Origin of the sequence: Psychrobacter sp. R86515, from assembly GCF_042466315.1 — a bacterium.
GTDB lineage: Bacteria > Pseudomonadota > Gammaproteobacteria > Pseudomonadales > Moraxellaceae > Psychrobacter.
This window is the reverse complement of sequence record NZ_JAXHCC010000001.1, coordinates 3,268,785-3,283,548: the sequence shown is the minus strand read 5'-3', so window position 1 is coordinate 3,283,548 and position 14,764 is coordinate 3,268,785. Positions and strand designations below refer to the sequence as shown.

7 protein-coding genes are annotated in these 14,764 nt (G+C 44.6%); 1 reads left to right on the top strand and 6 read right to left on the bottom strand.

The genetic code is table 11. From position 1 onward, the window contains the following. Positions 1 to 3: 3 nt before the first annotated feature. Positions 4 to 8,334 (top strand): Calx-beta domain-containing protein, encoded by an 8,331-nt coding sequence (locus tag SJY28_RS13485; RefSeq protein WP_379545012.1) that lies wholly within the window; start codon positions 4 to 6, stop codon positions 8,332 to 8,334. Positions 8,335 to 8,484: 150 nt separating this feature from the next. Here the strand turns inward: SJY28_RS13485 and SJY28_RS13480 are convergent, their stop codons facing one another. From SJY28_RS13480 to SJY28_RS13455, 6 genes are all read right to left on the bottom strand, one after another. Continuing rightward, positions 8,485 to 9,111 carry a c-type cytochrome gene (locus tag SJY28_RS13480; protein WP_379545011.1) on the bottom strand — a complete coding sequence of 209 codons (627 nt, stop codon included), beginning with the start codon at positions 9,109 to 9,111 and terminating at the stop codon, positions 8,485 to 8,487. 166 nt (positions 9,112 to 9,277) lie between these two features. Then, on the bottom strand, positions 9,278 to 10,879 hold the full coding sequence (locus SJY28_RS13475; RefSeq protein WP_379544871.1) for a flavin monoamine oxidase family protein: 1,602 nt from the start codon (positions 10,877 to 10,879) through the stop codon (positions 9,278 to 9,280). A gap of 70 nt (positions 10,880 to 10,949) precedes the next feature. Beyond that, positions 10,950 to 12,335, bottom strand: coding sequence for a c-type cytochrome (locus SJY28_RS13470; protein ID WP_379545009.1), 1,386 nt, complete (start codon positions 12,333 to 12,335; stop codon positions 10,950 to 10,952). 121 nt (positions 12,336 to 12,456) lie between these two features. Beyond that, on the bottom strand, positions 12,457 to 13,071 hold the full coding sequence (locus SJY28_RS13465; protein WP_379544869.1) for a YceI family protein: 615 nt from the start codon (positions 13,069 to 13,071) through the stop codon (positions 12,457 to 12,459). A 230-nt stretch (positions 13,072 to 13,301) separates the two neighbouring features. Beyond that, the gene (locus SJY28_RS13460) at positions 13,302 to 14,111 is read right to left on the bottom strand and encodes a PAP2 family lipid A phosphatase (RefSeq protein ID WP_379544868.1); all 810 of its coding nucleotides are present in this window, start codon (positions 14,109 to 14,111) and stop codon (positions 13,302 to 13,304) included. 134 nt (positions 14,112 to 14,245) lie between these two features. Beyond that, on the bottom strand, positions 14,246 to 14,719 hold the full coding sequence (locus SJY28_RS13455; protein ID WP_379544867.1) for a diacylglycerol kinase: 474 nt from the start codon (positions 14,717 to 14,719) through the stop codon (positions 14,246 to 14,248). Positions 14,720 to 14,764 lie beyond the last annotated feature (45 nt).

Here is a 14,764-nt window from a genome sequence, read left to right as displayed (position 1 = left end):
ACGTTGGATAACCTGACTGACATCCAAGCCTTCCTGACAAATGGTGCCACGGTCACCATACCTGCAGGCAGCACGAGTGCACCTGCGATTACGGTCACTGTGATTGATGATGTGGTGTATGAGCGCTCAGAAGACTTGGTTCTTAATATTGCCATACCGACAAGCAGCCCAACGGCCGCCACGGTTGGTACAGGCAGTGCCACCGGTGTCATACTAGATGAAGACCAACGCGTCAACACCAACAACCTGAATAACCCAGATGATGTTACTGATGAAGTCGATGGTGACAAACCCGTGGTTGGTATTACTGGCACTGATGCTCAAGCGGTTGAGGGGGTAGACAATACCTTAGTCTTTACTGTGGCTCAGAATAACCTCAGTAATTTTGATACCACCGTCAAGGTTAGTTTAGGCAGTAGTACACTAGTCGCTGCTGACATTGCCAGCATCAGCTATACCGATGCCACTGGTGCAGTGATCACGCTGAACAATACTGCCGATATTCAAAACTTTCTCACGAATGGCGATAGTGTCAAGATACCAGCAGGTAGCACGAGCGCCCCTGCTATTACAGTCACTGTGATTAATGACAATATTTATGAGCAATCAGAAAACATCGTACTTACGATCAGCAATGCGTCCAATGCCACTTTTGGCAGTAATGCCAGTGCCACAGGCACCGTGTTTGATGAAGATAACGGGAACCCCAATGACGGCAGCACCACTGATGGTGATAAGCCAGTGGTCAGCATCACAGGTACAGAAAACCTAAGTGAAACAGCAGCCAATGGGTCGGCAAATACGGCTACTTATACGGTCAGTTTAAGTAATCCAAGCGCCCTTGATACTAGTGTGGTCGTCAGTATTGCTGCAGGCTCTGCAACCGGTAATGGCACAGATTACATCGCTCCTGTTACCCAAGAGGTCACTATTCCAGCTGGCCAAACATCAGTCAACATTACAGTGCCATTAATTGATGACACAAATTTTGAAGGCCCTGAGAACTTTACTGTCAGCATTTCGAGTATTGCACCAGTATCGACAGGTAACGTAACTATTGATCCTGTAAACAATACTGTAAACACTACGATCTATGATGATGGTACGACTGATGGTACGACTCCAGGCGGGGTGAACGACAACATCGTGCCAGTAGCAGTAGCAGACACATTAAGCTTAATCGAAAATGTGAGCGTTGGTTCAAATTCTGGTAACGTATTAACCAATGATAATTTGGGCAACACACCGACTCAAAGCTTCACTTGGGGTACAGAGTTTGCAAGCTACGGTAGTATCACTAAAAACCCAGACGGTACTTACAACTACGCGCTCAGCAACGGCAATACGGACGTACAAGCACTGGCAATAGGTGAGACGTTGACGGAGACGTTTACCTATAGCTTTAGAGACCAAGATGGTGAGTTAGCAAACTCAACGCTGACCATCACCATTACCGGTACCAATGACCGACCAAAAATCACCAATGGTGCCAGTCTAAATGGCGTCATAGACAGCAGACAAATCACAGAGCAGACAGATGCCTCTGTTATTACGCAAACAGGTATCATCAACTTTACTGACGTTGATACGAGCAATGAGTTAACACTCATTTATCTAACAAATCAAAACATCTTTACCTTTGGTTCTAATACCGCATTGACGTCATTAACAGCAGACCAACAAGCGGCACTAGAAAATATATTTAGCGTGAATCAACCATCAACGTCTAACAATGAGGCGAGTTGGAATATTAATGCTTCTTCTACTGCGCTTGACTTTATTCCGCCTGGTGAGACGGTAACGATTCGCTATGCTGTACAAGTCAATGATAATGAAGGGATCACGACTGCCGCTAATGGCAATCAACTCAGTGCCAGTGATATTCGCTATATCCAAGTCACGATTACAGGTACAAACGACGGCATTGCTCTAGTTAATGATAGTGAGACAATGCTCGAAGACGGCACCTTAACTGGCAATATCTTTACCAATGATAATGATGATCCTGATATTGGAGAGATGCTGACGATAGAGAGTTATGAGGTTAATGGCACGGTAGTACCTGTAACGGCAGGTACAAATACCGCAATGCCTGTGACTATAGATGGAAATATAGTGGGGCAAATCACTATGAATAGTGACGGCAGCTACATCTTTACCCCAACTGCCAATTATAGTGGCACTATCCCTACCATTACGGCTAATGTGTCAAACGGCTTGCCAGTCGGTAATCCTAACCGATCATCGGGTTCTGAGACGCTTGATATTACTGTGACGCCAGTCTCAGATGCGCCTACTTTATCAGCTGTATCAGTGACAACGAACGAAGATACCGCTGTGTTACTAGGGCTAAAAGCACCTATCATTAACGATGCCAATGATCTCACGGCAAATACAGATGACAGCCCTGAACGTATCGGCTTGATCACCCTAACTGGCATACCTAGAGGTGTGACCTTAGATTATGGTAGTAGCAGTATTATGACAACCACTGCCAATCAAACGATTACGATTTTATTGAGTGATGGCCCCACTGTTGTTAATCCACTAGGACAAGATGCGTCGACTATCACCATGACAAGGGCTGAATTTGAAGCGATCGAACTAACACCACCTGAAGATAGTGCCGCCAATATCACTATTGGCATGGCAGTGACAGAGTATGAGGTCGATAGCACAGGTGCTATCGTTTCAGGGGTGGCAGGCGCTGCGTCTAGCACAACGATAAAGGTTGACGTGCAAGCAGTGACCGACAGCAGTAGCAATAATGCTGCTAGCGATGATGTCAGTACCTTTGGCTATACTACAGTGGTAGGTGATACAGGAGTTGTGTCTGGTAGTACTTATACCGTGAGTGCCCAAGAAGGCGACTCTGTTGTCTTGCCAATTACCACTGCATTTGGTGATTTGGTAGGTAGTGGCAATAATCGTGAGACTTACGGGTTTGTTATTAGTGGCTTACAGCCAGATGCGGTCATATCATTTACTCCTGCGGGCAGTAACACCGTCACTGAGTACACTGCTAACAGTAGCGGTGAAGTATTGATCGGTGTAAATGCCATTTCACCTACATCGACTACACTGGCTGTGAGTAGCGGCTCAGAACCTAAGATCAGTATTAAATCAGCCATATATAATTCACTCGATATGAGGAATATCGAGGTATCTCTATACACCCAAGACCATGATACTGACTCGACCCCAAGAAACAAAACGGTTGAACTGATCAGTACGGTGACAGTAGATATGACTGTGACGCCTGTCGCGGGACAAGTGACTGCGAACGATGTTGCAACTATTGAAGACACGGCTATCACGCTAGATGAATTCAACTTCCAAGTGCTAGATAATCAGTCGAGTGGTAGCCTTACTCAAGAAGTCATCACTGCGATTCGGTTTACCTTGCCAGTAGGTTGGACTTATAGCGACGGTACCACTATGCAAGTAGGTGATGGCACTCCTACATCTATTATTACTATTACAGACACTTCCAACTTAAGTAGTTTATCGCTCACGCCACTTGCGCAATCTTCAACAGATACTGACATTGTTTTTGAAGTAACTAGTGCAGATTTGGATGATGACGGAGGTTTAGGTGCTGTTTCGATTAGTACAACAACAGAATTGACCCAGACGGTTACGATTACACCAGTCGCTGAAAAAGTTGGTGAAGATATTGATGGTGATGGCACAGCCGATCTAACCATCAATCCAGACCATGAATATACGAATGTTGCACAAGAAGAAATCGCTTTCAGCCTTGGTGTTGATGGTGCATTTACATTGCTCACTGGCTGGACCAACCAAGATGATACGGTCGACTTTGGACAAGAAAGCCATACGAATAATCCTCAGGATTCTGAGCAGACTTATGCTCACCTAACGTTTGGTTATAAAAATGCTAGCGGCTTTGAGGCAGTTGAAGGCGCGGTCTTCACTTATAGTGACGGTACTAGCACTATTACTTTAACTGATAGTGGTACTGGTGTTGATATTCCAGCTGCCTATCTTAATAGTGTGACTGTTATCTCGCCAGAAGATTATAGTGACTTCAACCTTGCTAGTGGTACCGAGACCGCGGTCAAAGTAGAAGCCAAAACTATAGATTATGATGAAGATACAGGCATGGATGTCGAGGCCATCAGTGGTGAAAGCTATTTGACATTTAAAGTAGCAGGTGTGGCTGATAGTGTCTCACTAGGCGTTGACCCAGCTTACGGTAATGAAGATCAAGCACTCGCGGGTGGCAATATGCGTGACGGGTCATCGACTGCTGTCGTTAATCCGACGAATGGTATTGCGTTGCAAATTCGCCCAAGCTCGCGTGATGATGATGGCTCTGAGATTTATAACGTAACCATCACAGATATTCCAGTAGGCGCGCAGCTGTATGTTGTTAATGCATCAGGTGTTTCAACGTTGGTACCTACTAACACAGTTACTGACACCGCTACTGGTAAAGTCACCGAGACAGCCATTATTAATAACTATACCAATGACGTGACTAGCCTTTATTTTGTTCCTGCTGAAAACTACAGTGGTACAGTCAATCTGAAAGTGTCTGCAGTGAGTGAAGAAAGTGATGGTGATATCAGTGCATCTAGCGCCATACTCAATTTACCGGTTGCCGTTATCGGCAAGGCGGATCTTATATTGAATGATACGCTAGCCACTGAAACCGCTACAGTAACAGCTACTGATGGTCAAGAAACCACTAAGGATTACACCTACGTAGGTGCTGAAGATGCTGGTAATATTGCGTTATCAGAGTTCTTCTCTGATTCGGCCAATATTGCTGCTTACGACAGCAATGTACCCACTGCCGAACAAGTCACTTATAAAGTGACCGGTTTGCCAACTGGGTTTGATATTACAGGTGCCGTATTTTTAGGTGGTAGCGGCCTCACACGCAGTTGGTCTGTATCTTTAGATGCACTAAAAAATGGTACAGCGGAACTGGTAACGCCTAGCAACTTCGCTGGTGAAGTCGATTTTACTATCACTGGTACAACCACTGAAACCGTCTCTGGTAATAGTGCCACGCATAATACTCAAAATGTGTCGGTGCTAATAACACCAGATGCGACTGACAGTGTAGTGGCTAACCCACAAGTGCTAGCGACAGAGGATGTTTGGACGACTGTCAATTTCCTTTCTGTTTACACTAGTACAGACACGACAGCACTGGTAAATATTGCGACTGGTTATGAGGCATTAGAAACCATAATTCTAAAAGCTGATGACTTAATCAGCAGGGAAGTCGCATTGCGTGTTGATAATATTGAAGTTACGCTAGTGGCAGGTGAGACATATATCTATACACCAGATCAGCGCATTGAGATTATGTACGATGATGACAAGCGTCATAGTGATGATGATGTCAGCATACCTTTTGATTACACGTATACCGACACGGCTACATTAACAGATGGTTCAACCATTACCACAACATCACCAGTCATTACTGGCAAATCAGTAGATGTTACTTTCCAAGCTGTCACTGACCAACCGACTCTAACATTGACGGCTATAACATTGCCAGGGGACACGGCTCCTAATAACACTATCGACAATAGTGGCTCAAATGATACAGCCTCGGTTACAGTTTCATTAACCTCACCTGATCAAGATGGCTCAGAAAGCTTTACCCGTCTAGAAATCAGCAACGTGCCGGCTGGTATTCGAGTAGAAGGCGGTATATTGGCTGGTAATACTTGGTATGTCGATGTACCAGATACGGCGATAACAGGTGCGGCACCAGCACCAGAGTATGAGTTGGTATTCATCAGAGATACCAACATAGTCAACATACGTCCAGATATCTATGACATTACGGTGGTTGGTTTTAACCAAGATATTAACGGGCAGGGTATTAACGGTAATGAAGCACGTGACAGCCAAATCTTTAAACTTACGCTAGCAAGAAACGGTACTGGTGGTATAGACCCTGTAGATCCAGACTTGATCAATACGCTGACAGTCACCTCGGTACCTCAGCCAGAAGATGCCGCTATTGTATTGTCTACTTTAATCAATGCGACGCTAAACTCTGAAGCTGAAAGTACAGTGAGTGCTTATAGTTTCACATTGACCGACTTACCAGACGACACGGTATTGACCAGTAGCAATCCAGACGTGCAGGTGCAGAAGATTGCAGGCCAATGGATTATCAGTGTAGAGGCGAGCGCTAACTTAACGCCTAATGAAGCACTAGCAGCAATAACACTGACGCCGCCTACTGATTTTAGCACCAATGAAGTCGGTCAAGAGCTTGTCTTCGATGTTGGGTTTACAGCCTTGAATGATGAAGGCTTAGACGATAATCTCAAAATTGATGATGTTAAAGTTGAAATCAAACCTGTCACCGATGCTTTTGATAACGATGGTCAGACTTCAATCGTGTCAACCGATGAAGACGCGCCGATCGCGATTAATATCAATTTAACCAATACTGCGGATGGCGATTATGTGTCGCTAGTTGATGGTAAGTTGTATATTAAGATCGATGAAACAGGATTAACGACAGGATTAGGCACTGCTGGCGTATTAACATATAACGGTATAACGTTGACACCAGATAATAACGGTGAGTATATAGTTGATCTAAACAATGGTGCAGGAGACTTAGTTAATCCTCCTGATAGCGTTATCGTTCAATATACCCCTGCTGAGAATGCTGATGGTAGTGCTACCATTACTGTAAATGCTGATCACAAAGAAGTGACCAATGTTTCCGGAACGGATGATGGTAATATCATCACGTATCAGCACAGCTATGATGTTAGCGTTGCTGCGCAGCCAGATGCGCTTAGTATCGCTGGGGTCGGTAATAATGATGGAGATAATGACCCTTTAACAGTGACTGCTACAGGTAATGAAGATACCCTAATAGCCATACCTTATGAGATTAGTTTAAGTGATATTCAAGGTGACAGCGATGGCAGTGGAGGTGTTGTGGAGGATAGCGCCGCTGCTATCAGCCTAGATAACGTACCTAATGGTTACTTAGTGTATTATGCCAATGCGTCAGGAAATCTAGTTTTAGCCAGTAATAATGGTGTGTCACCAACTAACGCTGATAATAATTCATGGTCAATCGATGCGAGTAAACTGCAAGCTGGCACGGATAATATCTTTATTTCGGCGCCAGAAAATGAAAGCGGTGTCGTTACGGGTATTGAAATGAGTGTGATTAGTGATAGTGGCCTAGTGAGTACTCCGCTTAGCGTTACGCTTGATGTGACGCCAGTTGCTGATGCTATCGAGTTCAGTCCTAGCTCTGTGATTGGCTCTCAAGGCAAGTGGACATCACTTAACTTAAACGCGGCTATGGTCGATATTGATGGTAGTGAAACGGTCAATGTGATACTGACGGGCACCAACCTATATGGTGATGTGCTCGATGTAAAAACTAAAAGTGGCACTGCTATAAACAATGTTACGTTTGATGCGGCTACTGGCACTTATACCATTATAGGCGTCACACCATCGCAACTGAACGATTTGCTTGTCAAATCAGCCGCACCGTATACGGGTACGTTACAGATTAGCTTGCAAACGGTTGAATCGGCAAACGGTAATAATCTGACCATAGCTGCAAAAGACCTTCCTGTTAATATTGCCCCAACGTTGATTTTCAACGGCACGACTGAAGATGATGTTTTAATTTCAGTCAATCAAACAGCCGCTGTTAAATACTCTGGTGGTGATGGGAATGATACCTTTATCGGTGGCAGCGGCAAAGATACCCTCAATGGCGATGCGGGAGATGATGTTTTAACTGGCAATGCCGGTAACGATACCATTAACGGTGGTACGGGCGATGACATACTTAGCGGTGGATCAGGCAATGATATACTTAGTGGTGGAGCCGATGACGACACGATAGATGGTGGTGCTGGTGCCGATACGTTAAATGGTGGAACGGGTAATGACACGATAATATTTGATGCTGCTGACTTAGTTATCAATGGTGGTGACGGTATTGATACGTTACTCATTAATGAAGAAAATACCACAATTAACTTTGGCACTTTCGATTCATCTAAGTTTGAAAGTATTGAGGTTATCGATATGACGGGTAATGGTGCTCAGTCACTTACCAATCTGTCGACCAGTGATGTGCTTGATATCATCAATGATACGGTCATGACCGATAAGGACCTAATTATCAATGGTGACAGTGATGATAGCGTGAGTCTTACTGCGACAGGTTGGGCAAATAGCGGTACTACCACTCAAGACGGTATCAACTATAATGTGTATAGCTTCTCTGATACCAATGGTAACCATGATCTGTTGATTCAGACTGATGTGAATACTACTATCCTATAGGTTTATTCACCTAGTACAGATTTTGATTTTTCATAAAACGCCACTGGATTCAATCCAGTGGCGTTTTTTTGTATTCACATTATGGCTTTTTCTAGATGTATTTTGGTATGTAAAGTTATATTGACTCTATTAATAGCGATTCTTGTAAACTCACTCACTAGGGTCTGACCCTGGTGGGAAGTCATGGCGTAGCTGTGCGACATTGGCAGGAGTCACTGTATCTGTGAAGTTATTTAGATCGCTATGCACGTATTGTGTGACGGCTGCTATTTGCTCATCGCTCATCATGCGGTGGAATGATGGCATGCCGCGTAGACCATTGATAACGACACTAATAATATAGTATTTCGATTGCATCTTGCTGTTGTCAGCTAGTGGCGGATAATAGCCTGCGCCGTATGCACCCTCACCTTTTTGCATATGACAACCTGCACAAGAGTCATCGTAGAGCTTTTTGCCATTGGTGGTAAAGAACCCCGTCTTGCCTTGTGTGCTGCCTTCAAATTTAGTGAGCCACTGCTGCATGCTGGCATCTTCACTCATCTTTGGTATTGAGCGTATATCGACTATATTGGTAGTAGGTTCAGCCAATTCTGCTTTGGACATATATACGCCGCCCCATGCGCCCTGATTGCGACTGGCCTGATGGTCGAAATTGTTGTCAAACACCATGGGAGCTGTTTGCTGGCTAGCAATAGTAGCTGCGTTTTTGGTTCTATTCTGACTACAGCCTGACAACGTTATTAACGCTATCGACCCACCAACCATGAGCGTCATTATTGCTTTGCTCGATCTGAGCGAGCTAGATGATTTCATTGGGTTTGCTGTCACTACGTTCATAATTGTTCCTAATGTGCTTAGTCTCATTGTTATCCTCCTTGCTTCAACGCCAGACTGATTATCCAACAGCTTATCATCTAAAATTTCGTTATTTAAATACGTGCTACCCAAGCTTTTTGGCCTTTTGATGTAAGCGTTTGGCGGCATCCATACCAGATAGTATCGCGCCTTCTTGCCAAGCAGGAATATGTGAGCAGTGCTCACCTGCCAGTACGATACGGTAATCAATCTCGCAAAGCGTATCGTAGTACTGCTCACGACTTGACTCGCTCCAAATACCGTAGCAGCCAAGCGACCAAGGGATACGGTGCCATGCGACAGACGTGCCCGAACGGAACTCTTTGGTATATTGCGGATGAATCTGTTTGCCATAGGCGAGCGCGGCATTGATACGTTCTTTGGGTGTCAACGAGTTGAACTTGTATGAAGCTTCCCCAAATCCATAAGCACCAAGCAACACACCTGAGCCTGTGCTAAACATATTTTGTGAGGGATAAGAGATTTGGGTGATCGGCAGATCAGTATAGGTGATACCGCCATAGATCCATTCATCCTCTTCCCAAAACCGTCGTTTGAACTCCAAGCCCACTTTATACGAGCTGTCATAAGGAACGGCTGCCATTGCTTGTTTCATTGGCGCGGAGACATTGATGTCAATTTGAGTCAATATGGACAAAGGAATCGTACAAATGCACCAATCCGCGCGCACTGTTTTGGCTGCACCGTCAGGGCTATTGCTATCGACATAGTCAACGGTGACCCCAGTTTCGTCTTGATTGATTTTGGTGACTTTGGCATTGAAGGTAATCATCTCGCGACACTCGCGCGTGAATGCATCACCGATTTTCCCCATACCGCCGACAGGTTGAAACATAGTAGGTTGATGCACATGCACGGTATAGTTGCTATAAATGTCCGACCACATGCCTGAGTCTAGTAGCTTATCCATCGGTATTGGCGTTGATGGCTTGGCATCCAGCATCAATCCACCACCCGGATACACACTATAGCCGCGATGCTTACCCGTCTCATGGCTTTTGACATAGCGATAGTTGTTATCTAGCACGCCCCAGCCTTTTAGTCCTTCGAGGAGTTTTTCTTTATCCTCTTTATTGACCGTACTATCGAGGTTGCCTGTATTGACGGCTTTGGACAATAACTCTGATACATAACCGCGAATATCGCTTTGCACCTCACCCAAGCGCTGCGGCGCACCATTGAAGTGATTGGTACGGTGTAGATAAGCTCGGTCGTTGGTTTGGATAAAGGGTTGCAATGCCACACCGAACTTTTTGCAGTAATGAAAGACCGCGTAGTGATGAATAGGCAATCGCCATGGACCAGCATTGAAGTAATTGCCTTTTTCAAAGTCGCAAGTAACTTCAGCACCACCTAATTCAGTGTATTTGTCACCGCTATTGAGCGTCCAGCTACGGCCACCGCCACGGTTTTGGTACTCAAGCACGGTCACTTTGTAGCCTGCTTTGCGTAGCTCATAGGCGGCAGTCAGACCGCCCAACCCTGCACCCAATATCACGATACTAGCGCCAGCCGGTGCGCCTTTAAGATTCATCTCTTCTTTGAAGCTCGACTCAGAAGCAAACCCTAACGTAGTCATCGCTTGATACATCGCGGTCGCGCCTGCCGTCTTGCCTATCATTGAGAGCAGTTGTCGCCGTGTGGGAGATTGGAGCAGGTCATTCATAGGATTATCCTTATCGTGCTGAGTCTTTGCGGTGTTATTGAAAATACTAATTTATGCCTATTCTTTATAGCTAGCTTTTCTCTTTTATCACGCGCGTGACATCCGCCGCGCTGACATCGCTGTTTGGTAAACCACCAAATTTAACTCGTACGTAGTTAGTGATGCTAGCGATTTGTGCAGAGCTTAAATCTTCTGAAAAGCCGGGCATTTTTGGTGCTGTGTTAAAGGCACCTTTCGCGCCAAAAGCAATCACAACAATTAGTGCATCAGGTTTTACGCGGCGAATACTACTCAAACCAACGATGGAGGCGTAGCGTGCATCGGGCTGGGCGTAACCGTCGACGCCATGACAGCTAGCGCAATGTGTCAGATACAACTCTTTTGGCGTGTTGCTGTTCAGACCGCTATTGTTGGCACTGCTGACAGTATTGGTTTTGGCACGCGCCAGATAGTCTTTCTGCTCTAGCAAGTCATAAGTAATCGAGTTACTGACTGGTTGCGGTAGACGAGAGACATTGACAGGTATCAAATAATCATCGGTCTTAATGGCTGGGACGACTTTTAAATAGTCAGCCATCGCTATAAGGTCTTCATCAGTGAGATAACGCGTACTATGCGCCACTGCTTCTGCCATCGGGCCGCCCGCGTAAGCGCGCTTATCAAGAGTGCCTGTACGCAGGTAAGTTACGATATCCATTTCTCTCCAAAGGCCGATACCCGTATCGTTGTCAGGGGTGATATTTGGTGCAAACCATTTACCAAGTGGCGCCCCAGATAAATAACGGTCTTTATCAAGGCCTTGGGTTAGGTTGCGCGGGGTATGGCAGGTGCCGCAGTGTTCTAAGTTATTGACTAGGTATTCACCACGTTGCTGGGTTTGCGTCAGCCCTGAACGGTTTTCGGTAGATGGTACGTTGATGACATTCCATGCCAGCATTAGGCTACGGATATTCAATGGGAAAGGCAGGTGCGTGGTTTTTTCAGGGGGTTTGTCTACGATAGGTACGGTCTGAAAGTACGCAAATAAGGCGCTGATATCCTCATCTGTCATGCCATGATAAGACGGGTAAGGCATCGCAGGATAAAGCTGATGGTTGGGTGTACGACCTTTTTGCAAAGCCTTTTTGAAATCGGCTTCGGTATAGTTGCCGATGCCATAGCGCGTTGACGGTGTAATATTGGTCGAGTAGATATTGCCAATGGGTGTCTCAATTGGTACGCCGCCACTATAGTCATCACGGTGGCAAGCCATACAGTCGGCGGTACGAGCCACGTAAGCCCCGCGATTGGCAAGCGCACTATTGGCTGGGCTGACATTTGGTAGGGTTATTCGACTGGGCAAAGTGTCTATTGGCAGGCTGACCGTGCCTGCCATCACGACGGTAGACACTAAGCTGAATCCCAACGTTAATGTCAGCGTCAGTGTTATTATCGAAGAAAATGACAATGCTGGCATGACGGCAGAAAGTGGTTTCGCAATACTCTTATAATACCGATGAATCATGTCTAATTCCTTTTTAAGCTTTCTGCAAATCACTACCAGTATCCATTCAGACAATGGCGAAACATTAAAAATACTACTGTCTGTCGGCTTCGACCTTGATACTTAAGTCAAGGTTTTTGGTCAGTCCGAACCAAGCGAATTTATTGATATTCCATTTTGTGCGATTAATCGTAGCAGTGAACTCACCCCCACAAACATTTTTTCTGATGCTCGTGTTTAGATAACAATTAAACTTAGTCGCGGTTAGGCTAATTGGGTGTGTCTCGCCATGCAGTGTCAGCTGTCCATCTACCCGAGTAACCTGCGGGCTTCTATTATCTTGATTGAAATGCCATTTTGTCGATTCGAAATATGCTGAAGGAAATCTCTGCATATCAAAAAATTCAGGCCCCGTTAGACTATTATTAAAAGAAGGGTTGCCCGTATTTAAAGAGTTTATCGGTATGATTAATGAGATATCACCTGATCTTAAGTTTGGATCGTATTGCAATTGACCTTTGATATTGTAAAAGCCACCAGTCGTGGCTGAACCTTTAAAGCGTTCGATAGCAAATCGAATATGAGTGCTGGCAGGATTAATAGCGTAACTGGCAGCTTGACTGCTATTTGCAGCGCCTATGAGTAGTAATGGAATGGTCAGAAAAGAATAGATATGCGATGATTTTGGCCTAATAAACAACAAGCGCATAGCTGCATTCCTTTGCAAGTTACTGAAATAGAATAGCTTATTCACAAGCGCTATCCTTGCGTTTGCTTAACAATAAGCCAGTGATTGTTTATTATTTATACAGGGTTTTTCAAATACTTAGTAGTGCTATTTTAGTAAAGAGATAACGAACGACTCTGTCATGTCTGAACGTCAATTCTAAGTATTGAAGCTAAGTACTGATGCATAAGTACTGAACCTAAGTGCCAACTTTAAGTGTTAGAGTGCTCAATGCTAGACAAGCTAAGACCAGTATTTCTTTTATCGTCGTTGGTGCTGTGTGCTTTATTTTTAATCGATTGTTTAAAAAATAAGGCCGCGAGCGCACAGGCTATGGTTAATGACAGCAGCATTGAGACCAATGTATGGCTAAAGAAGTGATCGCCAAACAGCATCTTATACAGTCCCATTGTCCAGCCCAAAATAGTTACTGATATGACTATTTGATAGCGGTATTTTCTCAATGTCGGTAAAAAAGCCAATCCATATAAAGAAAACCCTGCGCTGGCGTGAGCTGCTGGGAAGCATCTTGCAGGCGTTGCTGCTACGATGTTTTGCCAAAGATTGAGGTAGGGCAAATCCCCATTAAAAACAATCAAGTCATTTGGGCAGCTGACATGGGTGACGCCTTTGAGCGTGGCAATGGTAGCAGGTACAACTGCTAATATAATTAGTAGGTAGCTAATCTCGCGCATAGATAAAGGAAGTAGAAATCTATCAAGCTTATTACGATGGAGCTTATTACAGTTTAGGGCAGTAGCATTAAGCCTTGACTGTCTATACTTGATGATTAAAACCGCTATGAGGTAGACAGCCAATAGAATCAGTAATACTTTGGGCAAATCATAAAAGATAAATGCATAAGGCTGCGCGCCTTTTTCAAGTAGCCAGTGACCATTATTATAAAAAATCTCACTGATGCGTACGTCTAATTGGCTATGCTCAAAAACCAAGGTGGCCATGATGGTCACGCACAGTAGTTTTAGCCAGTCCCAAGTCACTGCGTTGTTTTCTGAAGTCATGACTACACCCGATAACGTATATGCGATGTTGATAGATCCTAATACGCTCTTCATTTTATTATTTAAGATAGCGCTAGCAGCGCGTTTCGCTGTTAAGCGAGTGCTCGCCATGCTTTAATAAAGTAGAGCAGACTTTAATAAAATAGAGCAGATAATGCCATTACCCATAAAACTATTAACAAACTTAACGCTAAGAACTGTGCTGCAGAGCCGACATCTTTTGCGATTTTTGCGAGCGGGTGTTTGGCGGTTGAAGTATGGTCAACGCAGGCTTCGATACCTGTATTGATTAGCTCAACAATCAAAGATAAAAAAGAAGCGACGACCAGCATCATTTTTATACCAAGCGCAAAAGGCATAACGATGACAGCAGCTAGCAGTATAAGATTGAGCCACACAACTTGTCTAAAAGCCGCTTCCAATTTATATGCGGCTTTAAAGCCATCTATAGAGTAACCAGTGGCTCTTATCATGCGGAGGATTCCTGTTTTGCCTTTGGCATGACTTGCAAAGCTGTCAGCTGCGAGTACATTATCATGGGCTGTTTTGTTGACAGAACTATGCTCGGCTGATGGGGCTACAAGGTTGGTATGAGTGATTTGCTTCATAGGGCATTCTTAATGGTCTATTAAAATTAAGATAGCCTGAGTATA